The sequence below is a fragment of the Pseudomonas sp. S3(2024) genome, from assembly GCF_036861315.1.
In the GTDB taxonomy this organism is placed as follows: domain Bacteria; phylum Pseudomonadota; class Gammaproteobacteria; order Pseudomonadales; family Pseudomonadaceae; genus Aquipseudomonas; species Aquipseudomonas putida_A.
Genome location: NZ_JAZAQQ010000004.1, coordinates 244,240 through 270,394 on the forward strand (window position 1 = coordinate 244,240; position 26,155 = coordinate 270,394).

The window sequence follows — 26,155 nt, forward strand, 5'->3', positions numbered from 1 at the left end:
TCGTGGAAAAAATGTCATTTGGCCATTATCCGGATCGTGCGGGATTTGTCTGTCGGGCATATCGGCGCACTCGGGAGGTTTTTACCCGCCGTGCCCGCTGATTTTTGCGCCTGACTCTGTAGTCCGCTTCGTTGAAGGTAGCGAAGCGCACGCACAGGCAACTACACTCGGTCATTCTTTGATACACGGAGGTTTTGTCATGCGGCGCGTGGTGTTCAATCAGAAAGGTGGCGTGGGCAAATCCAGCATTGCCTGCAATCTGGCAGCGGTGAGTGCCAGCGAGGGCTATCGCACGCTGTTGGTCGACCTCGATGCCCAGGCCAACTCCACTCAGTACCTGACGGGGCTCACCGGCGATGACATACCGATGGGCATTGCCGACTTCTTCAAGCAAACCTTGTCATCAGGGCCGTTCTCGAAGAAAAACCAGGCCGACATCTACGAAACCCCGTTCGACAACCTGCACATCATCACCGCTACCGCTGAGCTGGCCGATCTGCAGCCCAAGCTTGAGGCCAAACACAAGATCAACAAGCTGCGCAAATTGCTCGATGAGCTGGATGGCGAATACGACCGGATTTATCTCGATACCCCGCCAGCATTGAACTTCTATGCAGTGTCGGCGTTGATCGCCGCCGATCGGGTATTGATTCCCTTCGATTGCGACAGCTTCTCGCGGCAGGCGCTGTACGGCCTGCTGGCGGAGATCGGAGAGTTGAAGGAGGACCACAACGAAGGTCTGGAAGTCGAAGGCATCGTGGTCAACCAGTTCCAGGCCCGGGCCAGCCTGCCGCAGCAGATCCTCGATGAGCTGATTGCCGAGGGCTTGCCGGTGCTGCCGGTGTATCTGAACAGCTCGGTGCGCATGCGTGAGTCGCACCAGGCCAGCACCCCGCTGATCCACCTCGATCCTCGGCACAAGCTGACGCAGCAGTTCGTTGAGCTGCACAACCTGCTCGAAGACCACTGACCCCTGAGCTACTCAGATCCCCTGTAGGAGTGAGCCTGCTCGCGATGGCGTCCTCTCTGCGAGCATCTGAGTTGCCTGAAAAGACGCCATCGCGAGCAGGCTCACTCCTACAATTGAATCTGTGTTGGGTCAGATGCCCTGGCTACGCAACCACGCCATCAACTGTGGCAACGGAAACGCCCCGCTCTGGCGCGCCACCTCCCGCCCGTTCTTGAACAGAATCAGGCTCGGAATCGAACGGATCCCCAACTGCGCCGACAACTGCTGATTGGCTTCGCTGTCGAGCTTGGCCAACCGGCACTTGCCCGCCAACTGCGCCGCCGCCTGCTCGAATACCGGCGCAAAGGACTTGCACGGCCCACACCAGTCCGCCCACACATCCACCAACAACGGCAGATCCCCTTTGATCTGGCTGGCGTAATCGCCTTGCTTGAGTTCGAACGGCTTGCTCAACAGCACCGCGGACTTGCAGCGCCCGCATTTCGGTTGATCGCCCAAGCGTTCGGCGGGGATGCGGTTGAGGCCGTTGCAGGCGGGGCAGGGGATGAGGAGTGGAGTGGTCATGACGGGCTCGGTTTAAGTTGATATCTCGTACGACTGATCTGGAGTCGTACGAGGCGTTTATCAAGGTTGAATCCGGAGCCTCAAGACGAACAACTGATCTCCAGATGCTTGCCCCACTCCGGCGGCCGCTCGGCATAACCTTCCATCCCCGGCTGCTCGTCGAACGGTTTGCTCAGCACCGCATGCAGGCGGCGTACTTCGGAGTAGTCGCCTTGTTCGGCGGCGTCGATGGCTTTTTGCGCCAGATAGTTGCGCAGGATGTACAGCGGATTGACCGCGTGCATCCGTGCACGGCGCTGTTCCTGATCGCTGTCGCCATCGCGGGCAACCCGTGCCACGTAGCGCTCGCCCCAGGCATCGAAGCCTTTGATGTCGACGAAGTCATCGCGCAAGCGGGCGACAGCCTGTTCTGCGGACTCCTCACCGAGATGGCGGAAGAACAAGGTGTAGTCGACGCCGCTGTTCTGCATCAGTTGCAACAGGTCTTCGAGCAGTTTCTGGTCGTCATCCTCGGCGCTGGTGAAACCGAGGCGGCGGCGCATCAGGTCGAGGTAGTGCGCCTGGAACAGCGGCAGGTACAGGCCGAGGGTTTCGCGCAGGGCTTCGACGCTGATGAACGGCGTCAGGGCCTGGGCCAGAGCGCTGAGGTTCCACTGGCCGATCGGCACCTGGTTGCTGAACGAGTAGCGGCCCTGATCATCCGAGTGGTTGCAGATGAAGTTGGCGTCGAAATCGTCGAGGAAGGCGAACGGGCCGAAGTCGAAGGTGATGCCGAGGATCGACATGTTGTCGGTGTTCATTACCCCGTGGCAGAAGCCATAGGCCTGCCACTTGGCGATCAGTTCGGCGTTGCGCTCGACGATCTCGCGGAACATCGCCAGATACGGTTCCGGTTGCTCCAGGCACTCGGGATAGTGCATCGCCAATACGTGTTCGCCGAGCAATTTCTGCTGCTCGGGACGCTTGGTGTAGTAGAAGTATTCGAAGTGGCCGAAGCGCACATGGCTTGGCGCCAGACGCAGCACCATCGCCGCGCGTTCCTGCTTTTCGCGCCACACCGGAGTGTCGGAGCCAATCACGCAGGCGGCACGTGAAGACGGGATGTTCAGCGCGTGCAGCGCCTCGGAGGCGAGAAACTCACGAATCGACGAACGCAGCACCGCGCGGCCATCGCCCATGCGCGAAAACGGCGTCTGCCCGGCGCCCTTCAGATGCAGGTCCCAGTGTTCACCGGCGTTGTTGTAGACCTCGCCGAGCAACAACCCGCGACCATCGCCCAGTTGCGGCGTGTAGCCGCCGAACTGATGCCCGGAATAGACCATCGCCCGTGGTTCGGCATCGGCCCACAACTTGTGGCCGCCGAACAGTTCAGCGAATTCCTGAGTCTCAGCGGTTGCCGGATCAAGATCGAGCAAGGCCAGGGCCGCCGGGCTGGCGACGACCAGACGCGGGTTGTCGATCGGCTCGGGCAGCACGTGGGCGGAGAACGCATCGCCCAGGCGGGCGAAGCGATTGTCGAAGGTCAGTTCGTCGAGGGCTTTCAAGGGCCGGCTCCAGCAGAATGTCCGAGCATTCTGCTGGGATCAGACCGGTTAGTCGAGTTTGGCCGGCGGCGGCTCTTGCAGCGGCTTTTGCTCGGCGCCAATCGGCACGATGGTTTTGTTCTCGTCCTCGATCGGCACCAACTTGTATTCCTGGCCATGAAGGTTTTTCAGATACACCTCCATCTGGCGGAACGAGATGTTGATGTGCTGCTTCTTGAACTCGCGGTTGATGAAGCGGTTCACTTCGTCGATCACCGGGTTACGGTCACCGAGGTCGCGCACATGCATGCGCAATTCGTGGTCGAGGGTGCTTTCGCCGAAGTTGAGGAAGTACACGTGCGGCTCGGGTTCCTTGAGGACGCGCGGGTTTTCCCGGGCGGCCTTGAGCAGCAGCTCCTTGACCAGATCCAGGTCGGAGCCGTAGTCCACGCCCAGCTTCAAGGTGACGCGGGTGATGGTGTCGGTCAGCGACCAGTTGATCAGTTGCCCGGTGATGAACGTCTTGTTCGGGACAATGATGTCCTTGCGGTCGAAGTCGGTGATGGTCGTGGCGCGGATGCGGATCTTGCTCACCGTGCCCGACAGGTTGCCGATGGTGATGGTGTCGCCGATCCGCACCGGACGCTCGAACAGGATCATGATGCCGGAGATGAAGTTGGCGAAGATCTCCTGCATACCGAAACCGAGGCCGACCGACAGCGCCGCCACCAGCCATTGCAACTTGTCCCAGCTGACGCCGAGGGTCGACAGGGTCGAGACAAAACCGACACCGGCGATCACGTAAGACAGCAGCGTCGTGGTCGCATAGGCGCTGCCCTGCGCCAGATTGAGTTTCGACAGCACGAACACTTCGAGCAGACCCGGCAGGTTGCGGGCGAGGGCGAAGGTGATGCCGATGATGATCAGCGCGCCGAGCATGTCGCCGATGCTGATCGGCACCATGCTCATGTTGGCGCCAGTGCCGCTGGTGTATTCGTAGAGGGTGATGTTGTCGAGGTACGAGAACACCGAAATCAGGTCGGCCCAAACCCAGTACAGCGCGGCGATGAAACCGCCGAGCAGTGCCAGACGAATCAGGCGCAGGGATTGTTCGTTGACCTTTTCGATGTCCAGGGTCGGCTCTTCGATCACCGCTTCGCCGTCGCCGGCCTCTTTCGCCGCCTGACGTTTGGCCAGGGCGCGCTGATAGGCCAAGCGGCGTGCGGCGACCGCCAGACCACGCACGAAGGTAGCCTCGATCACCAGCCAGAACATCAGCAGGTACAGGGTGTTGATCAACCGGTCGCTGAGTTTCAGCGCGGTGTAGTAGTAGCCGAAGCACACCGCGACGAACAGGGCGATTGGCAGCAGGGTGAACATCACGCCCACGGCCCTGCGGAACAATGAGGTGTTTTCGTGGGCCGGACTGCTGATCAGCAGACGGCTGAGCAGCCACGCCATCAGGGCGTAGCAGGTCAATACCACCGGCATGCCGAGCACGTCGTCAGCCAGCGCTGCCGGTTGCAATTCGGCCACCGCCACCACGGTCACCAGCGCCATCACCACCAGCCCGAGGCGACGGATCCAGCCCTGAAGGAACTCGACCTGCGGTTTGTCCCAGCGGAAGTGCAACTCCGCCACGCCGCCCGGCGAGAGAATCCGGTAAGCGGTGTAGAACACCAGCCACGCCTGGCCCATCTGCAGCAACGCCGCGCCCATGTTGGCGTTTTGCCCGCGGGCGTCGATCTGCAAGGCCAGGCCGCACAGGCCCAGGCCCAGCGCTACCGGCATCGCCAGCAGAATATTGATCAGAATCGCCTGGGGCGTATGCCACTGGCTGTCACGCTTGAAGTGCCCGATGTCCTGGTGAACCTTGTTCAGGCGCGCATAAAGCGCCTTGCGCCGCCACAGCAGAGCGCCGATCAGCAAGGCCAGCGGCAGGAACAACAGCGGGCGCTGGGTCAGGCCGTCGGTCAGCTCGCTCAGGCTTGAGGCCAGCGGCAGGGTGTCGATCTGGCGCTTGAGCCGCTCTGGCACGTCGCGAATCCATTCCGCGTCCAGCGGCTTGTTGCTGGGGATCCAGAACATCTGCTCGTCAAGGGTCGCGCGCAGGCTCTGCGCGGTGCTCAGCAATTGTTTCTGGTTGAGTTGCAGGGTGATCGATTCGTTGAGCACCGCGCTCAGTTCGCGGTTCAGGCGCTCCAGCAGGTCGGCGCGGGTGTTGGCCAGTTCCATCAGGCTCTTGCGCAGTTGCGGGGTGACTTGTTCCGGCGGCTGGGTGGAGAGCAGGTTGTCGACGTAGGTCGCCGGATTGCTCAGGAGTTCGCGCTGCTGGCTGACTTCGAACTGATACAGGCGAATATCGGCGATCTGGTCCGCCAGATCGCGGTCGACCTTGAGTCGCGGCAGCGCCTGTTTCTGCTTATAGAGAATCTTCGACAGCAGCAGACTGCCCTTGAGCACGTTGATCTGCTCGTCGAGGGCCGAGTCGCTTTGGGTCAGGCTGTCGAGTTGCTGTTTGGTCTGCAGGTTCTGTTGAGTGACTTCGTTGAGGCGGTCGGTGCTTTTGAGCAGGTAATCGGAGAGCTTGAGGTTGGCCGCACTTTCGGTGGCGAGCAGGCTGCTGCCGCCGGCCTTCTGTGCTTCGATCGACTGCTGGGTCACGGTTTCCTGAGATTGCGCCAGACGCTTCTGGTTGATCAAGGTCTGCAGTTCCTGGATCTCGCGATCGAGACGGTCGGATTTCTCCGAGAGCAGGTCGTGCTGACTGTTGCCCAGATCCTGCAGCTGGCTGTTGCCCGCCAGTTCCTGGCGGCGCAGCGGAATCAGTGAGTTCAACGCGGCGAGCTCGGCGTTCAACTGGTCGCGCTGCTCGGCGCTGACGGTCTTGCCCGCGTCCTTGCCGGACTTGAGGATGTTGTTGATCTGCTGGATGCGCGTCTGGCTGGCAGAGATTTCCGCCTGCGCCCGCTCGGGACGGGTCTGGGCAGTGATGATCAGGCTGTTGGCATCGGCCAGGGCTTTTTGCAGGTCGCTCTGCTGGGTCGAGCGATCGGTGAGGATCTGCTCCAGTTGCTGGATCGACTCTTTGGTGAAGCGCTGCGCCACCGGCACCACTGGCGTGGCCTTGAGGCGCGTCAGTTCGCGGGTGTTCTCGATGGTCTGCCGAGGGGCGGAGGCCAGTTGCTGCTTGAGGTCGATCAGCTTCTGGTCGTAATCACGCCGGCTGTTGAGTTGATTGAGCGTGGTTTGCAGGACAGTCTGCAGGCTCTTTTTGTCGGCATCCGGCAGTTTGCTGTCGGCCAGTTTGTCGAGGCTGGCCTGCACGGCTTCGCTGGACGGCGGTTCGGCGGCGTAGAGCGGGCCGACGGAAAGACTCAGGCCCAGCAGGGCCGCGAAAAAGAAGGAGCGCAGGGTAGGCATAGAGACCGGTCAAGCAAGTGAGAGTGGACGCAGTTTAGAGGAAGAGACCGGGGCCCGGGCGACTTCCTTCGGGGAATCTGACGCCCACTTTGCCGATCTTGTTCCCGTCCATGACCGCGACCGTCCAGTGAGTGTTGTTCCACTCCACCTGGTCGCCAACGATCGGTGCCCCCCCGACCTTGTGGGCAATGAACGCACCCAGGGTCATGTCCGGATCGATGCCCTCGGCCGGTAACCCGTAAAGCGCGGCAACCGCTTTAAGCTGGGCGTCTCCTTCGAGCACGAAGTCGCCGAAGAAGCGCAGATCCAGACCGCGTTGTGGCGCCTGGCTGAACAGTTTTCCGAGCGCTGGCAAGTTGTGTTCATGCCCGATAACACACAGCAAATCATCGACTTCCAGCACCGTACTACCCGACGGATGGAGCAGTTGCTGGCCACGAAACAGGGCGGCGATGCGGGTGCCTTCGGGCATTTTCAGCTCGCGCAAGGGCGAACCGATGCACCATTTCTCGGCGCCGAGCTTGTAAACGAACAGCTCCCACTCGCTGGTGATGTGCACTTCCAGTGCCGAACGGGAAATCGGCGCCGGCTCGGGCGGGACCGTCACCTTCAACAGTTTGGCCACCCATGGCAGGCTTGTGCCTTGCACCAGCAGCGACACCAGCACGATGAAGAACGCGAGGTTGAAGTACAGCTGCGCATTCGGCAGGCCGGCCATCAACGGGAACACCGCGAGAATGATCGGTACCGCGCCGCGCAACCCGACCCAGGAAATAAACGCTTTCTCGCGGCCGTGGAACGCCTTGAACGGCAGCAGGCCGACCAGCACCGACAGCGGCCGGGCGAACAGAATCATCCACAGCGCCAGACCCAGCGCCGGCAGGGCGATCGGCAGCAGATCGTGCGGAGTGACCAGCAGCCCCAGCACGAGGAACATGCCGATCTGCGCCAGCCACGCCATGCCATCGAGCATGTGCAGAATGCCGTGACGGCTGCGCACCGGGCGGTTACCGATCACCAGACCGCACAGGTACACCGCGAGGAAGCCGCTGCCGTGCAGGGCGTTGGTCAGGGCGAACACCACTAGACCGCCGGCGATCACCAGAATCGGGTACAGGCCGGTAGCGAGGTTGATCCGGTTGACCAGCTGCAGCATCAGCCAGCCACCGCCAAGGCCGATCACGCCGCCGATGCCGAATTCGCGGATCAGGTGGGTCAACAGGCTCCAGTGCAGGCCGGTCTGGCCGCTGGCGAGCATGTCGATCAGGGTCACGGTGAGAAACACCGCCATCGGGTCGTTGCTGCCGGATTCGATTTCCAGGCTGGCGGTTACCCGTTCGTTGAGGCCCTTGCCGCCGAGCAGCGAGAACACTGCGGCGGCGTCCGTGGAGCCGACGATGGCGCCGATCAGCAGGCCCTGAATCAGGTTCAGGTCGAACAGCCATGCCGCGGCCATACCGGTCAGCCCGGTGGTGATCAACACCCCGACCGTCGCCAGCGACAGCGCCGGCCACAGGGCCACGCGGAAACTCGAGACCCGGGTGCGCAAGCCGCCGTCGAGGAGGATCACCGCCAGTGCGAGGTTGCCGACCAGATAGGCCGTCGGGTAGTTATCGAAAATGATCCCGCCGCCATCGACCCCGGCCGTCATGCCGACCGCGAGGATGATGACCAGAATCGGGATGCCGAGACGGGAGGAAAGTGAGCTGACAAGAATGCTCGCACCTACCAGCAACGCGCCGATCAAGAACAGGCTGTTGATGGTCGTCGCATTCAAAGGCAGTACTCCAGAAGCGTAAAAACGGGCACAAACTGACCATGCAGTCTGCGTGCCAGCGATTCTAACCTGTTGAAATGTGATGCTGTCAAAAAGCTTTTTACAGCGTGCTCACGCAGGAGGTGCGGCATGTGATGACTGTGGCGAGGGAGCTTGCTCCCGCTGGGGCGCGCAGCGCCCCCAAATGCAGATGCTGCGGTTTATCAGGATAAACAAGTTGGCTGAATCAGCGACTGCTTCGCAGCCGAGCGGGAGCAAGCTCCCTCGCCACAGGGAGCGCCTTTAGCATGAGAGCTGCGTGCTTAAAGGCTGAACCGCCCAACCATATTGTTCAGATCCAGCGCCAGGCGCGACAGCTCGTTGCTCGCCGCACTGGTCTGATTCGCGCCGGTAGCCGATTGCACCGACAGGTCGCGGATGTTCACCAGGTTGCGATCCACTTCGCGGGCCACTTGTGCCTGTTCTTCAGCGGCGCTGGCGATCACCAGATTGCGCTCGTTGATCTCGACGATCGCGGTATTGATGGTGTCCAGCGACATCCCGGCACCCCGCGCGATGTTCAGCGTCGATTCGGCGCGCTCGGTGCTGTTGCGCATCGAATCCACGGCGTGTTCGGTGCCGCTCTGGATGCTGCCGATCATGCGTTCGATTTCGCTGGTCGACTGCTGGGTGCGATGCGCCAAGGCACGCACTTCATCGGCGACCACGGCAAAACCGCGACCGGCTTCACCGGCACGGGCCGCTTCAATCGCCGCGTTCAGGGCCAACAGGTTGGTCTGATCCGCCAGACCACGAATCACGTCCAGCACCTTGCCGATGTCACGGGATTCATTCGCCAGATCACCGATCAGGGTCGCGGTGCTCTGTACGTCGGCGCTCATGCGTTCGATGGCGCTGACGGTTTCTTGTACCAGGTCGCGGCCGTCGCCGGCCGAGGTGGTGGCGTTCTTCGAGGCTTCCGAAGTGCTCACGGCATTGCGGGCGACTTCTTCCACGGCGCTGGTCATTTCATTGACGGCGGTGGCGGCCTGTTCGATTTCGTTGTTCTGCTGGGTCAAGCCACGGGCACTTTCGTCGGTGACGCTGTTCAGTTCTTCCGCTGCAGATGCAAGCTGGGTGGCCGAGCCGGAGATGCGCTGCAGGGTGTCGCGCAGCTTCGATTGCATTTTGGCCATGGCCGCCAGCAGACGCCCGGCTTCGTCGGTGCCGTCGACGTGGATCGGTTGGGTCAGGTTGCCTTCGGCGATGGTTTCCGCCGCGTCCAGCGCTTTGGAAATCGGCTTGGTGATGCTGATGGTCAGCAGCCAGGCGAACAGGAAGGTCAGGCCGGTCGCCACGACCAGCAGGGTGACCACCAGATTGAACGCCGAGGAATACTGGTCGACCGCCTCTTGATTGGTCTGGCTGATCTGCTCGCCGTTGATCTGCATCAGGCGGTTGAGCACGGTGTTCATCGCTTCGGAGTTGTTCAGCAACTCGGTGTTGAGCAGGTTGCGCAACTCGTCCACCTGATTGTTGCGCGACAGCGTTCTCATCCGGTCTTCGATCTGGCGGTACTGGCCGAGCAACTGCACATATTGATCGTAGGCCGCGCGTTCCTGCGGGCCGCTGATCAACGGTTCATAGGCCGATTGGGCGGCGCGGATCTGCTGGTTGCGGGTGTCCAGCAGTTCCATGGTCTTCTGCTGCACGTCCGGCTCGCGATTGACCAGCAAGCGGTAGGACAGCACTCGCAGGCGCAAGGTCAGCTGGGTGAACTCGTCGAGGTTCTTGATGCTCGGCACGCTGCTGTTGGTGATGTCCTCGGCGGCGCCGCGGATTTTGCTCATCTGGTTCAGGGCGAACACGCCGAGAATCAGCATCAGGCCGCCGATCAGGGCGAAGCCGGTGAACGCCCGGGGGGCGATATTCATATTGCGAAGGGACATGGCGCGGATACCAAAAAGGGCCGCATCCATGCGGGCTGAGACTGCTGTATGGATGACTTATCGGTCATACGACTAAAGTCTTGAGGCACTGTGCGTATTTGTCGCATACGGGCCTGAGCGACGAAGTGCAGGAACCAGATCGGCAGATCACAGTCTTTTAAACTCGCGAGAACGGTCGGCCGCCAGGAAAATCAAGGCCTTGCGCCGGTATAACCCTGGCATCCGCAGTGACTTTTCTTTATCGTACGCGCCCTTTGAAAAACGCCTGGAAGATCAAAATGTTGGAAGCATCCCTCAGCCAATTGGAACAGCTCGTCAGCGACCTGGTGCAACAGAACCAGACCCTCACGCAAACCAACCAGACCCTGTCCACGGAACTGGCCCAGGCCAAGGATGAAAACGAAAGCCTGCAACTGAGCCTGATGGAACAGGAAGAGAAGCACGGCGCCACCGCAGCGCGCATCCAGGCTCTGGTTGATCGCGTCAACGCAGGCCCTGTCAGCGCATGAACCACGGCACCGCAGGGGTAAAAGTCATCTCCATTCTCGGGGAGGACTATTCGATCAAGGCACCGGCCGGGGAAGAACAGACCCTGCTGGATGCCGCACTGATGCTTAAAGCCGCACTGGCCGACACCAAACGCAAATACCCGACACTGATCGGTGACCGCTTGCTGGTGCTGGCAGCGATGAACCTGTGCTCGCAGCAGATCGAAATGAAGAAGCAGCATCAGGAAGAACTCGACCGTTACCAAGAGCAAGTCAGCGCCACGGTCGACACCATCGCCAAGACCATCAATCAGGGCATGGGGTTGCGCACAACCAAAGAATAGATTGTCGATCAGGTTGTATACAAACGGCACGGCTGTTGCATTGTTTCGGCCACTTATTCTTTGGGGGTGCTCCATGCAGTTGTGGCGACGCAGTATTCAATGGCAGCTGATTCTCAGCATGGGCACCGCCCTGCTGGTCAGCATCCTGATCGTGGTTGGCATTTATACCCTGGTGGTCAACCGCCTCGCCCAGAGCTATCTGGTCGACCAAGCGCTGCCGTCGAGCATCGAAGCGACGCGCAACGACATCGAACGCATCCTCGTCCAACCCCTCACCGCGGCCAAAGACATCGCCAGCAATTCCATGGTGCGCGACTGGCTGGCAGCGGGTGAAGACAGCAGCAAAACAGCGGCCTTCGCAGAGTATCTGGAAGGCATCCGCGCCGAACATAAAGCATTTACCGCTTTGATCATCGGCACCGAATCCAATCACTACATCACCGAAAAGGGCCTGGATCGCACCCTCAGCCGGGCCAAACCGGCTGATGCCTGGTTCTATTCCTTCCTCGACAGCCATCAGCCGCGCACCCTGAACATCGACAATGACGGCGCCACCGGAGAATTGGCGCTGTTCATCGACTTGAAGGTCGAGCAGGCCGGCAAAGTGGTCGGCGTCGCGGGGCTGGGCCTGAGCATGAAAGAGCTGTCGGAGCTAATCCACAACTTCAGCTTTGGCGAGCGTGGCAAGGTCTATCTCGTGCGTTCCGACGGTTTGATCCAGGTCCATCCCGAGGCGCAGTTCAGCGGCAAGCGCACCCTCACGGAGCAGATCGGTGCGTCGGCGGCGCAAGCGGTCATGGGTCAGAAAGTCGCCACCAACAGCTCGTTCCAGCGCGATGGTGAAGACTTCCTCGCCTTCAGCCTGCCGCTGCGCGATCTGGGCTGGACGCTAGTGGCCGAAGTGCCGCAATCGCAGATCTACGCCGAAGCCCGCAAGGCGATGTGGATGAGTGGCGGTATCGGTCTGGCGGTGGCATTGGTGTGTCTGGCGCTGGTGGTGTGGCTGGCCCAAGGGCTGGTGCGACCGATTCGTCAGGTAACAGCCGCGCTGGTAGCGATCGGTAGCGGCGGTGGAGATTTGACCCATCGGTTAGATTCCAGTCGCGCCGATGAACTGGGCGATCTGGCTCGGGGCTTCAACCGTTTCCTCGACAGCCAGCGCGGGCTGATCGGCGAAGTCCTGACCACCAGCGAACGTCTGCGCACAGCCGTCGGGCAGGTGGCGAAGGTGGTGGAAAACACCGCCGAACGCTCCGGGCGTCAGCAGGAAATGACCGACATGGTTGCCACGGCGGTGCATGAGATGGGCCTGACCGTGCAGGAAATCGCGCAGAACGCCGGCAACGCCGCGCTTGCTTCACAAACTGCTCGTGATGAAGCGCTGCAGGCGCGGGAGGTGGTTGGCGGCTCGATCCGTCATATCGAAAGCATGTCCGATGAGATTGGCGTGGCGGCGGGCGCGGTCGGTGAGCTGGCGCATCAGGTGGCGTCGATCGATTCGGTACTGGCGGTGATTCGCGGCGTGTCCGAGCAGACCAATTTGCTGGCGCTCAATGCTGCGATTGAAGCTGCGCGGGCGGGTGATATGGGGCGCGGGTTTGCCGTGGTGGCGGATGAAGTGCGCACCTTGGCGCGAAGGACTCAGGCGTCTACCGACGAAATCCAGCAAATGATCGGCAGCCTCAAACAAGGCGCAGAGAATGCCGTGTCATCGATGCGCACCGGGCAGGCGGCGACCGGCACCGGGGTTGAATCGAGCCAGCGTACCGGCGCGTCGTTGACCGCGATTACCGGGCAGGTCGAGCGCATCAGCGACATGAACCATCAGGTTGCGACCGCGACGGAAGAACAGTCGGCGGTGACCGAGGAGATCAACCGCAACGTGCAGGGGATTTCCGATCTGGCCCGGGCGACGGCGGGCGAGGTGCGGGCGTGTCGTGAGGATTGTCAGATGTTGCAGAAGCTGGCGGATGATCTGGCACGGCACATGGGTGGGTTCAAGCTGTCCTGAGAGATGTGTTGTTTGAACTGACGCTATCGCGAGCAGGCTCACTCCTACAGAGGAACGCATTCCAACTGTAGGAGTGAGCCTGCTCGCGATTGGATTTCAGCCGCGGCACACAACTCGGATCAGAACCACCCATCCTGCATCGCCAGACACGTATCATCCCGCGCCTCCAGCAACGCCAGCTCATGGTGACAGCCCGGCACTTCCCACGTCAGGAAATACCGCGCCGCCTGTAGCTTGCCCTTATAGAAGTCAGCATCCGCCGCATTGCCTTTGGCCAAACCTTCCTCAGCCCGAATCGCCTGCTCCAGCCAGCGCCAGCCAATCACCGTGTGCCCGAACACTTTCAGATACAGCGCCGAATTCGCCAGGCTGCTGTTGATCTTGCCCTGCGCCAGATCGGTGAGCAGGCCGATGGTCACCGCTTGCAGGCGCGCCACGAGTTTCTCCAATGGCTCACGCAATGCGGTCAACGATTCATACGCGGTCGCGCGCTCGGCGGTGTTGGCGATCAGACGGATCAGTTGCTTGAGCCCAGCGCCGCCGTTCTGCGCCAGTTTGCGCCCGAGCAAGTCCAGCGACTGAATGCCGTGGGTGCCTTCGTGGATCGGGTTCAGGCGGTTGTCGCGGTAATACTGCTCGACCGGGTATTCGCGGGTGTAACCGTGGCCGCCGAGAATCTGGATCGCCAATTCGTTGGCCTTCAGGCAGAACTCCGACGGCCAGGATTTGACGATCGGCGTCAGCAAATCCAGCAACTCATGGGCCTGTTTGCGCTCGGCTTCGGTTTCCAGCGTGGTGGTGTCATCGAACAGCCGCGCCGCGTACAGGCCGAGGTCAAACGCCCCTTCGACGTAGGACTTTTGCGTCAACAGCATGCGTCTTACATCGGCGTGCTGAATGATCGCCACTGGCGCGGTGCTCGGATCCTTGCTGTCCGGCACTCGGCCTTGCGGGCGTTCGCGGGCGTATTCCAGCGAGTACAGGTAGCCGGCGTAGCCGAGCATCACCGCGCCCATGCCGACGCCAATCCGCGCCTCGTTCATCATCTGGAACATGTAGCTCAAACCATGGTGCGGCTTGCCCACCAGATAGCCGACGCACTCGCCGTTATCGCCGAAGTTCAGCGCGGTGGAAGTGGTGCCGCGCCAGCCCATCTTGTGGAACAGCCCGGCCAGCAGCACATCGTTGCGCTGGCCGAGGCTGCCGTCATCATTGACCAGAAACTTCGGCACGATGAACAGCGAAATGCCCTTCACCCCCGGCGGCGCGTCCGGCAGCTTGGCCAGGACCATGTGCACGATGTTTTCCGACAGCGGATGATCGCCGCCGGAAATGAAGATCTTGTTGCCCTTCAGGCGATAGGTGCCGTCAGACGCCGGCTCGGCGCGGGTACGAATATCCGACAGCGACGAACCGGCGTGCGGTTCGGTCAGGGCCATGGTGCCGAAGAAACGGCCGTCGATCATCGGTTGCAGGAAGCGCTGTTTCTGCTCGTCGGTGCCAAAGCTTTCGATCAGGTTGGCCGCGCCCATGGTCAGGAACGGGTAGGATGTGGTCGCCGCGTTCGCCGCTTGAAAGTGCGCAAAGCAGGCTTGCGACAGCAGCGTCGGCAGTTGCATGCCGCCGGCTTCGAAGCTGCGCGCGGCATTGAGGAAACCCGCCTCAAGAAACGAGTCCACCGCCGGTTTCACTTCGGGAATCAGCATCGCCTGGCCGTTCTCGTAGCGCGGCTCGTTCTCGTCGCCCTTGCGGTTGTGCGGTGCGAAGTATTTCTCGGCGATGCTGCGCGCGGTGCCGATGGCCGCGTCGAAGGTCTCACGGTTGTGCTCGGCAAAGCGCTCACGCCGGGTCAGGCCCTCGGCATCGAGGACTTCGTACAGCTCGAAAGCCAGATTGCGGGAACTGAGCAGCGTCTCGGACATGGCGGCCTACCTGAACATTGGGGTTGGGCCGAGTCTAGGCGTGCTGATAAAGACTGAATACGATGATTGATAACGGTGATGTCAGGGCCGAGCACCGACTTAACAAACACCCCAAAACAACTGTGGGAGCGGGCTTGCTCGCGAATGCGGTGGATCAGTCACTGGAGATGTCGACTGACACAACGCCTTCGCGAGCAAGCCCGCTCCCACATTGGGATTTGATTGTCAGGCAACCATCGCGGTTGCCTGACTTCTCGGGTTTAACCGATAGTCATCAAGCTCGCATTACCCCCCGCCGCCGCGGTGTTAACGCTCAATGCCCGCTCGATCACCAGACGCTCCAGCGCAATGTTGGTCTCACCCTGGGACAGGCCCTGAACGCCAACGATCGCACCAGCACGTTTGGCAATCTGCTGGCACACACCACGCAACTGGTCGGAATGACCATGATGCAGCACGGCATCAAACACCACTTCATCCTTGTGCCAGTCGGCAACCCGTTTGATTCGCGCCTGAACGTCCTTCGGCAGGCGTGCGAACAAGGCCTTGCTGATGTCGGACTCCGGCCATACCGCCGAACCGCCGACAGCCAGGACCGCAGCCAGTTGGGTCAGCAGATCGCCTTCGACGTCGGCCAGGCACAGCACGTGTTCACGCGGCAGGATCGCGTAGCTGTTCTTCTCGCCGGTCGGGCCGGCCAGCACGCGGGTGATGCCGCTTTGCGATTGCGCGGCGTACTGCACGCATAGGGTGCTCAGTTCGGCGTACTGGTTGCTCTCGGCCCAGGCCTTGAAGGCGTTCAGCGGTTTGCTCATGGCATCACGCAGACGCACGTCCGGGGCGACGACTGCATCACCGCGAGCGAAGGATTGCTCGATCGCGTCCGTAGGACGGGTCGACAGCAGGCGGTACAGGTACAGCGGACCACCGGCTTTCGGGCCAGTACCCGACAGGCCTTCGCCGCCGAACGGTTGCACGCCGACCACGGCACCGACGATGTTGCGGTTGACGTAGACGTTACCGGCGTTGACGTTGTCGATCACCTTGGCGATGGTCTCGTCGATACGGGTGTGTACGCCGAGGGTCAGGCCATAACCGGAGGCATTGATCTGGCCGATCAACTGGTCGATGTCTTTGCGCTTGTAGCGCACCACGTGCAGCACCGGGCCGAAGATCTCGCGTTGCAGTTCGTCGAAGCTTTCCAGCTCGATCAGGGTCGGCATGACGAAGGTGCCGCGTTTGACTTCTTCGCTGTCGGCGATAGCCACTTGGTACACGCTGCGACCTTTATCGCGCATGCCCTGGATGTGCTTGTCGATACCGGCCTTGGCTTCGGCGTCGATCACCGGGCCAATGTCCACGGACAGACGCTCAGGGTTGCCGAGGCGGCTTTCAGCCATCGCGCCTTTGAGCATTTCGATGACACGGTCGGCGGAATCTTCCTGCAGGCACAGCACGCGCAGGGCCGAGCAACGCTGACCGGCACTGTCGAAGGCCGAGGACACCACGTCGATCACCACTTGTTCGGTCAGCGCCGAGGAGTCAACGATCATCGCGTTCTGCCCGCCGGTTTCGGCGATCAGCGGAATCGGACGGCCCTGGCTGTCGAGACGGCCAGCGATGTTGCGTTGCAGCAGGCGCGCGACTTCGGTGGAACCGGTGAACATCACGCCTTTGACGCGCTCATCACCGACCAGACCGGCGCCGACGGTTTCACCGCGACCCGGCAGCAGTTGCAGCACGCCTTCGGGAATCCCGGCTTCGAGCAGCAAGCGCACGGCTTGCGCGGCGACCAGCGGAGTCTGTTCAGCCGGTTTGGCCAGTACCGGGTTACCGGCGGCCAGTGCGGCAGCGACCTGGCCACTGAAGATGGCCAGCGGGAAGTTCCACGGGCTGATGCACACCACCGGGCCCAGTGGGCGGTGGGCGTCGTTGCTGAAATCGTTGCGCGCCTGCACCGCGTAGTAACGCAGGAAGTCGACCGCTTCACGCACCTCAGCAATGGCGTTGGCGAAGGTCTTGCCGGCTTCACGGGCCAGCAGGCCCATCAGTGGCTGGATCTCGCCTTCCATCAGGTCGGCGGCACGCTCCAGAATCGCCGCGCGCTCGGCGGGCGGGGTGGCCTGCCAGATTGGCGCAGCATTCAGGGCGCACTGGATCGCGTTGTCGACGTCTTCGACGGTAGCTTCCTGCACGTGACCGACCACATCGCGGTGATCCGCCGGGTTCAGCACCGGTGCCGGGGCTTCGTTGCTGGACGCGCAACCGAGCATCGGCGCGGCTTTCCAGTTGTTGTGCGCAGTGGCGAGCAGGGCGCAGGACAGCGAGGCCAGACGATGTTCGTTGGCCATGTCGATGCCGGCGGAGTTGGCGCGATCGGCGCCGTAGAGGTCTCGCGGCAGCGGAATGCGTGGGTGCGGCAGGCCGAAACCACCTTCCACGGTCGCCATCTGCTCGATCTGCGCCACCGGATCGGCCACCAGCTCCTGAATCGAAATCGACTGGTCGGCGATGCGGTTGACGAACGAGGTGTTTGCGCCGTTTTCCAGCAGACGACGCACGAGGTACGCCAGCAGGGTTTCGTGGGTGCCGACCGGTGCGTACACGCGGCACGGACGGTTCAGCTTGCCTTCGGAAACTTTGCCTACAACTTGCTCGTAGAGCGGTTCGCCCATGCCGTGCAGGCACTGGAATTCGTACTGGCCCGGGTAATAGTTCTGACCGGCAATGTGGTAAATCGCCGACAGGGTGTGGGCGTTGTGCGTGGCGAACTGCGGATAGATGACTTCCGGCACCGACAGCAGTTTGCGCGCGCAGGCAATGTAGGAAACGTCGGTGTACACCTTGCGGGTGTAGACCGGATAGCCTTCCAGGCCTTCGACCTGGGCGCGCTTGATTTCGCTGTCCCAGTACGCGCCTTTCACCAGACGGATCATCAGGCGATGACGGCTGCGACGGGCCAGATCGATCACGTAGTCGATCACGTATGGGCAACGCTTCTGGTAAGCCTGAATCACGAAGCCGATGCCGTTCCAGCCGGTCAGTTGCGGTTCGAAGCACAGGCGCTCGAGCAGATCCAGCGACAGCTCCAGGCGGTCGGCCTCTTCGGCGTCGATGTTCAAGCCGATGTCGTATTGCTTGGCCAGCAGGGTCAGCGACAGCAGACGCGGGTACAGCTCGTCCATCACGCGCTCGTACTGCGCACGGCTGTAACGCGGGTGCAGGGCCGAGAGCTTGATGGAAATGCCCGGGCCTTCATAAATCCCACGGCCGTGGGAGGCTTTGCCGATCGAGTGGATGGCTTGTTCGTACGACGCCAGGTACTTCTGCGCATCGTGTTCGGTGAGGGCCGCTTCACCGAGCATGTCGTAGGAATAACGGAAGCCCTTGGCTTCGAACTTGCTCGCGTTGGCCAGCGCTTCGGCGATGGTTTCGCCGGTGACGAACTGCTCGCCCATCAGACGCATGGCCATGTCGACGCCCTTGCGGATCATCGGCTCGCCGCTCTTGCCGATGATGCGACTCAGCGACGAAGTCAGGCCGGCTTCGTTGTGCGTGGAAACAAGCTTGCCGGTCAGCAGCAGACCCCAGGTCGCGGCGTTGACGAACAGCGACGGGCTGTTGCCCAGGTGCGGCTGCCAGTTGCCGGTGCTGATCTTGTCGCGGATCAGCGCATCGCGAGTGCCTTTGTCCGGGATACGCAGCAGCGCTTCGGCCAAGCACATCAGTGCCACGCCTTCCTGAGACGACAGGGAAAATTCCTGCAGCAGGCCCTGAACAATGCCTGCACGACCGCCGGCACTTTTCTGGTTACGCAGTTTTTCCGCGATGGTCGCGGCGAGTTTGTTGGTGGCGTCGGCCATCGGTGCCGGCAGGCGTGCCTGCTCGATCAGCATCGGCACCACTTCCGGCTCAGGGCGACGGTAAGCAGCGGTGATCGATGCGCGCAGTACCGATTGCGGCAGGATGCTTTCAGCGAATTCGAGGAAGCACTGGTGGGCGTGATCGGTATGGACTTCACCGGCGTCGTCGGTGTCTTTGGCGGTCAAACCGTTCAGCTCGGTCAGGGTTGCACCACCCTCGAGTTTTTCCAGGTAATTGAAAATTGCCTGCTTGATCAGCCAGTGCGGTGTGCGATCAATCGAGGTCGCGGCAGCCTTCAGGCGCTCGCGGGTCGGGTCATCGAGTTTGACCCCAAGGGTGGTGGTAGCCATATTTTTATCCTCATGGTTGCCACAGTTGCGTGGCATCAGCTGGCGGCAAGATTAGCCGTGCGCCGGAAGAGGTGCAACCGGGTGCAACCCTTTTTTTGTCGGAAAAATAAACGCTTCGTCAGGAATTATTTTCTGGTACTGAAGTGCCGCTCCTGCTTGGTGCTTTTACTTCTAGCAGAGCGACGCAACTGCGCTAAAAGGGAGCAAAAACGGCCTATTTGTCGGTATATCCGACTAGGTGCAACTTAATCGCCAGAAACTGGTTGCACCTTTTTTACTTTGTTGCATAGCATTCGCGCCCAAGGTGCAACCGGGAATGCCCGGTGCATCGGCTGGTGGCTTTCCTGGGGAAACATCAGTCCTAAATGCGCGGGATCCCGTTTCGTCTGCCAAACGTCGTCGTTTGTGGGCGATCAATCACCGCTGCAACATAAAAACAAAGCCAGGGCGTAACTTAATGAGCGTAAGCAATCCAACACTGATCACGTTCGTGATCTACATCGCAGCAATGGTGCTGATCGGCTTCATGGCCTATCGCTCCACCAATAACCTCTCTGACTACATTCTTGGCGGCCGCAGCCTGGGCAGCGTCGTGACGGCTCTGTCCGCCGGTGCTTCCGACATGAGCGGCTGGTTGTTGATGGGCCTGCCGGGTGCCATCTACATGTCCGGTCTGTCCGAAAGCTGGATCGCCATCGGCCTGATCGTCGGCGCCTACCTGAACTGGCTGTTCGTCGCCGGCCGCCTGCGCGTGCAGACCGAGCACAACGGCGATGCGCTGACCCTGCCGGACTACTTCTCCAGCCGTTTCGAAGACAAAAGCGGCCTGCTGCGCATCATCTCGGCGGTGGTGATTCTGGTGTTCTTCACCATTTACTGCGCTTCCGGCATCGTGGCCGGCGCCCGTCTGTTCGAAAGCACCTTCGGCATGTCCTACGAGACGGCGCTGTGGGCCGGTGCTGCGGCGACGATTGCCTACACCTTCGTCGGCGGTTTCCTCGCGGTGAGCTGGACTGACACCGTACAAGCCACGCTGATGATCTTCGCCCTGCTGCTGACGCCGATCATCGTGCTGCTGGCCACCGGTGGCGTGGACACCACGTTCCTCGCCATCGAAGCCCAGGATCCGAGCAACTTCGACATGCTCAAGGGCACCACCTTCATCGGCATCATCTCGCTGATGGGCTGGGGTCTGGGTTACTTCGGTCAACCGCACATCCTCGCGCGCTTCATGGCCGCTGACTCGGTGAAGTCGATTGCCAACGCCCGTCGCATCTCCATGACCTGGATGATCCTGTGCCTGGGCGGCACCGTCGCCGTGGGTTTCTTCGGTATCGCCTACTTCTCGGCGCACCCGGAAGTGGCCGGCCCAGTCACCGAGAACCACGAGCGGGTGTTCATCGAACTGGCAAAAATTCTCTTCAACCCGTGGGTTGCCGGTGTCCTGCTGTCGGCGATTCTCGCCGCTGTGATGAGCACCCTCAGCTGCCAGCTGCTGGTTTGCTCGAGCGCTCTGACCGAGGACTTCTACAAAACCTTCCTGCGCAAATCCGCTTCCCAGGTGGAACTGGTGTGGGTCGGTCGCGCGATGGTGTTGCTGGTGGCGCTGATCGCTATCGCCATGGCCGCCAACCCGGAAAACCGCGTACTGGGCCTGGTGTCATACGCCTGGGCCGGTTTCGGTGCCGCGTTCGGTCCGGTGGTGCTGATTTCGGTGATCTGGAAGGACATGACCCGCAACGGCGCACTGGCCGGCATCCTGGTCGGCGCGATCACCGTAGTGGTCTGGAAGCATTTCGAACTGCTGGGTCTGTACGAAATCATCCCGGGCTTCATCTTCGCCAGTCTGGCGATTTACATCGTCAGCAAGCTCGGCGCGCCGACTGCTGGCATGGTGCAGCGCTTCCAGGCAGCGGAAAAAGATTTCCATCTGAACAAGTGATGCACTGAGCTGCGGCTCACAGAAAAACGGCCCGTTTCCTACAAGGAGGCGGGCCGTTTTTTTGTGCCTGCAATATCCCTGACTCAGCATAGATCCCCTGTGGGAGCGGGCTTGCTCGCGAATGCGGTGGGTCAAATGAAATCAATGTCGACTGACACGGCCCTTTCGCGAGCAAGCCCGCTCCCACAGTTGTTCGGTGGTGATTTTGAGAGGGTTGTCTGTAGTCGCATGCGCCGATTTTCGAAGGCTTTTTCGACAGGAAAAGTAGGGCAAATCTGATTTTCCCGTCACCCACCCAACACCTCTTGCCCCTCATGCAGAATCGCCCGCCCTCAATCTGCAGAGAGACATCGGATGTTCGCGCCTGCCAATCAACCGCGTTTCACGTTGACCCTCGAAGGCGCCCAAGTTGATCTCAAAGTCCTTGAGTTCACGGGCAAGGAAGCCATCAGCCAACCCTTTCGTTTCGAGCTGGAACTGGTCAGTGAGCGTCCGGATCTGGACCTCGAAAGCCTGCTGCACCGTCAGGCGTTTCTGAGCCTCGATGCGGAAGGTTCCGGTGTCCATGGTCAGATTTATCAGGTCGGGCAGGGCGATTCCGGGAAACGTCTGACGCGCTATCACCTGAGTCTGGTGCCGCGTCTGACCTACCTCGGTCACCGCATCAACCAGCGGACTTTTCAGCATCAGACGGTTCCACAGATCGTCGCGCAGATCCTCAAGGATCACGCAATCCTGCGCGATGCCTTCGAGTTCCGCCTCGGCAGCGATTACCCGGTGCGGGAATATTGCGTGCAATACGCCGAGAGCGATCTGGCGTTCATCCAGCGCCTGTGTGCCGAGGTCGGCATTCATTACCACTTTCAGCACAGTCCCGAAGGCCATCTGTTGGTGTTCGGCGACGATCAAACGGTGTTTCCGCGCCTGGCCGAGCCGACGCTGTATCTGCCGGGCAGCGGCATGGCGTCGACGGCGCCGGTCATCAAGCGCTTCAACGTCCGGGTGGAGACTCGCACCAGCGTGGTCACCCGGCGCGACTACAACTTCGAAAAGCCGCGACTGCAACTGCAAAGCCGCAGCGACAGTGAGCAGCGCCCGGTGCTCGAGGACTATCACTTTCCCGGCCAATTCAACGATCGAGAAACCGGCAGGCAACTGGCGCAACGTACGCTGGAAAGGCATGTCGCCGACTACCGTCAGGCTGAGGGCATCAGCGACGTATCCGCACTGGTTTGCGGACATTTCCTGCAACTGAGCGAGCATCCGCGCCAGGACTGGAATGACCTGTGGCTGCTCACCGCCATCGAGCATCATGGCCGACAGCCGCAAGTGCTGGAGGAATCGGTGACCAGCGATGGGGAAACATTCCAGGGTTACCGTAATACCTTTCTTGCCACGCCGTGGGAGGTGTTCTTTCGCCCGGCGTTGGGGCCGGAAAAACCGCGCATGCCCGGTTATCAACCTGCCGTGGTCACCGGGCCGCAAGACACGGAAATCCATTGCGACGAGTACGGCCGGGTCAAGGTGCAACTGGCCTGGGATCGTGACGGCGAGCTCAACGAGCATTCCAGTTGCTGGCTGCGCGTTGCCACGGGTTGGGCGCATGATCATTACGGCAGCGTGCTGATCCCGCGGGTCGGCATGGAAGTGCTGGTCGGTTTCATCGATGCCGATGCCGACAAACCGTTGGTGATGGGTTGCCTGCCAAACGCCGCAACTCCGCTGCCGCTGGACCTGCCCACCGACCAGACCCGCAGCATCTTCCGCAGCCAGAGCAGCCCCGGTGGTGGCGGTTACAACGAGCTGCGCATCGAGGACAAAAAGGGTGCCGAAGAAATCTACCTGCGCGCCCAGCGCAACTGGACGCAGCATGTCCTGCACGACCAGCAGGTGCAGGTCGACAACCAGCGCAGCATTGTCGTCACTGGCCTTGCCAGCCATGAACTCAAGGCCGACGAGCAGCGCATCACCCACGGCCAGCGCCAGACCGAAGTGAAACAGGACGATCACCTCACGGTTATTGGTGATCGGCATATTCGGGTGAGTAGTCAGGCAACCAGTGCGAGCGCACAAATTCACGTCAGTGCCGGGCAACAAGTGGTGATCGACGGTGGCGCGAGCGCGACGATTCAGGCCGGCGGGCAATGGATCAACATCGGTCCCGGCGGGATTTTCAGTAGCGTGCCGATTGTCGTGGGTGGGGCGCCAATGGCGGCGATGAGTGCAGCGCCGGGAGTGCCGGGATTGCCGGCAAAACTCGCAGCAGCACCAGCGGCCATGCTCACTGCTGCGCAAATCATGAGCTTTAAAGGTGATGCACCATTCTGCGAAGAATGCGAGCGCTGCAAGGACGGTGTCTGTGCTGCCTGAGTGCCTCACACCTGCAGAGTGGTTGGCGCGTGAGCCGCTGAAACCTGCGGAGCAACTGTTCGCGATTTTCAGTAACGCTAGCGACGCCAGGCCTCCACTGGTTGCACCGAGCCCGATCTGGGCAGAGACGATCTATGCGGAGTGGGATGCGGTGATGCCCTTCGTGGGAATTGTCGCGGCGGACAGTGAGTTTCTCGATTGGGTGGCGAGTACCGAGTCTCGCGACTGGGGGTGGTTGGCGGTGTCCTCGGCGAGCCTGGAGGTGGTAGTTGAGCACTTTCGCAGCCTGACTCAAGTGCTGATGCCGGACGGCACAGCGGTGTTTTTCCGATTTTGGGATGGACGGTTTTTGTTGCCGATCCTGCAGTCCGATGAAGTGCAATCTGTGCAGTTGATGCCGGTGATCTCGCGCGGCTTGATCAACGGACAGACCGTGGAGATCGGGGGCAGGGCGCAGGTTTCGGGGCGGGTGTTTCCTTGGTGGAAAGTACCGGGATCGGTCTTGGCCGCAACAGCTGATGACATTCGCATCGGCAATGCTGTGCAGTGGCTGAGCGAGGAGCATCCTGCCGTGTTCGAGGCCTTTCCCGAGCCGGTTTTACGTTGCAAGGTCAGGCAGTTTTTTCAGGTTTCAGCGTCGGAAGAAACGTCGCAATCGGCGTTATTGGACCATTTGCAGGACCAAGCAGAATGAAATTTCCGGGCGAAGTCCTCGGATCAGCGATGTTCGCATCCTGGGTTTTGATAAAGCTTTCGATGGGTTGTCGAGGCAACTGAACTGTGGCGAGGGGATTCATCCCCGATGGGCAGCGAAGCGGCCCCAAGACCTGTCATCGCGGAGCAACAGATACAACATGTTGACAGAATAGGGGGGCTGCTGCGCAGCCCATCGGGGATGAATCCCCTCGCCACAGGTATTGGGCCGAATCTTAAGGTGTAAGAGGGCCACTCAGCCCCCAACCCCTGACTTGCCGCCCGGTAAAAGGTAAACTTTGCGCCCTTCGCAGGAGCAGCCATGAATTATCGTCACGCCTTCCATGCCGGCAATCACGCCGATGTGTTCAAACACCTGACCTTGACCCGCCTCATCGCCTTGATGTCGCGCAAGGAGCAGCCGTTTGCCTATCTCGATACGCACGCCGGTATCGGTTTGTATGACTTGCAGGGTGATCAGGCCAACCGTACCGGCGAGTACCTGGAAGGCATTGCGCGTTTGTGGGATCAGCCGGATCTGCCGGCGCTGACCGCCGACTACATGAAGGTGCTGCACGAGATGAACCCGGATGGCCAGTTGCGCTACTACCCGGGTTCGCCGGAGTTGGCGCGGCGTCTGACCCGGCCTCAGGACCGGGTGATGCTCAACGAGAAACACCCGGAAGACGGCGTGCAGCTCAAAGAGAACATGGCCGGTGACCGTCGGGTGAAAGTGCATCTGGGCGAGGGCTGGCATGTGGCGCGGGCGATGCTGCCGGTGCAGGAGAAGCGTGCGGTGATGTTGATCGATCCGCCGTTCGAGCAGCTTGATGAGATGCAAAAGTGTGCGGCGTCGCTGAAAGAAGCGATTGGCCGGATGCGCCAAACCGTGGCGGCGATCTGGTATCCGGTGAAGGATCAGCGTGCGTTGCGCCGTTTCTATCAGGATCTGGCTGGTACCGGTGCGCCGAAGTTGCTGCGCGTGGAACTGCTGGTGCATCCGCTGGATACGCCGAACAGCCTCAACGGCTCGGGGATGGCGATTGCCAATCCGCCGTGGGGGCTGGAGGAAGAATTGCGTGAGCTGCTGCCGTGGTTGTCGAAGAAGCTTGGGCAGACTCAGGGTGGGTGGCAGATGGATTGGTTGATTGCTGAAAGCTGATCAACTGTTTTAGCGGTGTCTGAACGGACGCCTTCGCGGGCAAGCCCGCTACCACAAAGTACTGCGCCATTTTGAAGTCGGCGCTAAACCTGTGGGAGCGGGCTTGCCCGCGATGCTTTGGGGTTTAGTTACCCGCCAGGCTCGGTGGCATGCACACGCCGGTGCCGCCAATCCCGCAATAGCCCTCAGGGTTCTTCGCCAGATATTGCTGGTGATACGCCTCGGCGAAGTACACGGTCGGCGCCTGCTCGATCTCGGTGCTGATTTCGCCCAGACCCGCCTTCGACAGTTCAGCCTGATACACCGCTTTGCTCTTCAGCGCAGCGTCCAGTTGCTCTGGCGAGGTGGCGTAGATTACCGAACGGTACTGGGTACCGATGTCGTTGCCCTGACGCATGCCCTGCGTCGGGTTGTGCAGCTCCCAGAACATCGCCAGCAGCTCTTCGTAGCTGACTTTGTCCTTGTCATACACCACCAGCACTACTTCGGCATGGCCGGTCAGGCCCGAGCAGACTTCTTCGTAGGTCGGGTTCGGTGTGTAGCCGCCGGCGTAACCGACCACGGTGCTGACCACGCCTTCGCGCTGCCAGAAGCGGCGCTCCGCCCCCCAGAAGCAACCCAAGCCGAAGATCGCAAAGTCGACGTCCTGGAAAAACGGGCCGAGCAGCGGAGTTTCTTCGAAGACGAAATGCTTTTCAGGCAGGGTCATCGCGGTTTCGCGGCCGGGCAGAGCTTGATCTTTGGTCGGTAGCACGTTTTTGTTCACCAGAATTTCCGAGCGCAGAACCATGATCGTTCCTCTCAGTCAGGATGGGATGTAAAAA

The 26,155-nt window shown here is 61.0% G+C and carries 16 protein-coding genes and 2 pseudogenes; 9 read left to right on the forward strand and 9 right to left on the reverse strand.

Annotation, left to right across the window (positions count from 1 at the left end):
- The first annotated feature begins 199 nt into the window (after nt 1-199).
- Complete coding sequence (locus tag VLA07_RS12910; protein ID WP_007967296.1) at nt 200-970, forward strand: ParA family protein; 771 nt, start codon at nt 200-202, stop codon at nt 968-970.
- 129 nt (nt 971-1,099) lie between these two features.
- On the opposite strand, the gene trxC is transcribed toward VLA07_RS12910, so the two are convergent.
- The 6 genes and pseudogenes from trxC to VLA07_RS27225 form a co-directional block, all read right to left on the reverse strand.
- Entirely contained in the window at nt 1,100-1,534 is a 435-nt protein-coding gene (gene trxC, locus VLA07_RS12915) for a thioredoxin TrxC (protein WP_027611346.1), read from the reverse strand.
- A gap of 80 nt (nt 1,535-1,614) precedes the next feature.
- On the reverse strand, nt 1,615-3,078 hold the full coding sequence (gene selO / locus VLA07_RS12920) for a protein adenylyltransferase SelO (protein WP_027611347.1): 1,464 nt from the start codon (nt 3,076-3,078) through the stop codon (nt 1,615-1,617).
- A 48-nt stretch (nt 3,079-3,126) separates the two neighbouring features.
- On the reverse strand, nt 3,127-6,480 hold the full coding sequence (gene mscK / locus VLA07_RS12925; RefSeq protein ID WP_027611348.1) for a mechanosensitive channel MscK: 3,354 nt from the start codon (nt 6,478-6,480) through the stop codon (nt 3,127-3,129).
- Between the two features lie 34 nt (nt 6,481-6,514).
- Nucleotides 6,515-8,257: a potassium/proton antiporter gene (locus VLA07_RS12930; RefSeq protein ID WP_027611349.1), complete on the reverse strand. Its 1,743-nt coding sequence runs from the start codon at nt 8,255-8,257 to the stop codon at nt 6,515-6,517.
- A 302-nt stretch (nt 8,258-8,559) separates the two neighbouring features.
- Nucleotides 8,560-9,432, reverse strand: coding sequence for a methyl-accepting chemotaxis protein (locus VLA07_RS27220; protein ID WP_371917813.1), 873 nt, complete (start codon nt 9,430-9,432; stop codon nt 8,560-8,562).
- Between the two features lie 30 nt (nt 9,433-9,462).
- Nucleotides 9,463-10,215: pseudogene (locus VLA07_RS27225) on the reverse strand (MCP four helix bundle domain-containing protein); the annotation flags it as partial.
- A gap of 248 nt (nt 10,216-10,463) precedes the next feature.
- On the opposite strand from VLA07_RS27225, the gene VLA07_RS12940 reads away from it, so the two are divergent.
- From VLA07_RS12940 to VLA07_RS27235, 4 genes and pseudogenes are all read left to right on the forward strand, one after another.
- Nucleotides 10,464-10,694 carry a hypothetical protein gene (locus tag VLA07_RS12940; RefSeq protein WP_003220969.1) on the forward strand — a complete coding sequence of 77 codons (231 nt, stop codon included), beginning with the start codon at nt 10,464-10,466 and terminating at the stop codon, nt 10,692-10,694.
- Nucleotides 10,691-11,017, forward strand: a complete 327-nt coding sequence (locus VLA07_RS12945) for a cell division protein ZapA (protein ID WP_333989392.1) — start codon at nt 10,691-10,693, stop codon at nt 11,015-11,017. Before VLA07_RS12940 ends, VLA07_RS12945 begins: the two co-directional genes overlap by 4 nt.
- Nucleotides 11,018-11,135: 118 nt before the next feature.
- Nucleotides 11,136-12,161, forward strand: a pseudogene (locus VLA07_RS27230) (cache domain-containing protein); the annotation flags it as partial.
- A 135-nt stretch (nt 12,162-12,296) separates the two neighbouring features.
- Nucleotides 12,297-13,028, forward strand: coding sequence for a methyl-accepting chemotaxis protein (locus tag VLA07_RS27235; RefSeq protein WP_442969544.1), 732 nt, complete (start codon nt 12,297-12,299; stop codon nt 13,026-13,028).
- A gap of 119 nt (nt 13,029-13,147) precedes the next feature.
- Here the strand turns inward: VLA07_RS27235 and VLA07_RS12955 are convergent, their stop codons facing one another.
- Together VLA07_RS12955 and putA are read right to left on the reverse strand one after the other, a co-directional pair.
- Entirely contained in the window at nt 13,148-14,950 is a 1,803-nt protein-coding gene (locus VLA07_RS12955) for an acyl-CoA dehydrogenase (protein ID WP_333989394.1), read from the reverse strand.
- Between the two features lie 260 nt (nt 14,951-15,210).
- Nucleotides 15,211-19,164 carry a trifunctional transcriptional regulator/proline dehydrogenase/L-glutamate gamma-semialdehyde dehydrogenase gene (gene putA / locus VLA07_RS12960; protein WP_333989395.1) on the reverse strand — a complete coding sequence of 1,318 codons (3,954 nt, stop codon included), beginning with the start codon at nt 19,162-19,164 and terminating at the stop codon, nt 15,211-15,213.
- 457 nt (nt 19,165-19,621) lie between these two features.
- On the opposite strand from putA, the gene putP reads away from it, so the two are divergent.
- The 4 genes from putP (at nt 19,622) to VLA07_RS12980 (ending at nt 25,331) form a co-directional block, all read left to right on the forward strand.
- On the forward strand, nt 19,622-21,106 hold the full coding sequence (gene putP / locus VLA07_RS12965) for a sodium/proline symporter PutP (protein WP_027611355.1): 1,485 nt from the start codon (nt 19,622-19,624) through the stop codon (nt 21,104-21,106).
- 354 nt (nt 21,107-21,460) lie between these two features.
- Nucleotides 21,461-23,476 carry a type VI secretion system Vgr family protein gene (locus VLA07_RS12970; protein WP_333989396.1) on the forward strand — a complete coding sequence of 672 codons (2,016 nt, stop codon included), beginning with the start codon at nt 21,461-21,463 and terminating at the stop codon, nt 23,474-23,476.
- Nucleotides 23,466-24,170, forward strand: a complete 705-nt coding sequence (locus VLA07_RS12975; protein ID WP_333989397.1) for a DUF4123 domain-containing protein — start codon at nt 23,466-23,468, stop codon at nt 24,168-24,170. The genes VLA07_RS12970 and VLA07_RS12975 overlap by 11 nt, the downstream gene beginning before the upstream one ends.
- Nucleotides 24,171-24,491: 321 nt before the next feature.
- Nucleotides 24,492-25,331, forward strand: a complete 840-nt coding sequence (locus VLA07_RS12980; RefSeq protein ID WP_003220988.1) for a 23S rRNA (adenine(2030)-N(6))-methyltransferase RlmJ — start codon at nt 24,492-24,494, stop codon at nt 25,329-25,331.
- 124 nt (nt 25,332-25,455) lie between these two features.
- Here VLA07_RS12980 and msrA read toward each other — a convergent pair whose 3' ends face one another.
- A complete protein-coding gene (gene msrA / locus VLA07_RS12985; protein WP_097087056.1) occupies nt 25,456-26,121 on the reverse strand; it encodes a peptide-methionine (S)-S-oxide reductase MsrA in 666 nt (221 codons plus the stop codon).
- Nucleotides 26,122-26,155: the final 34 nt, after the last annotated feature.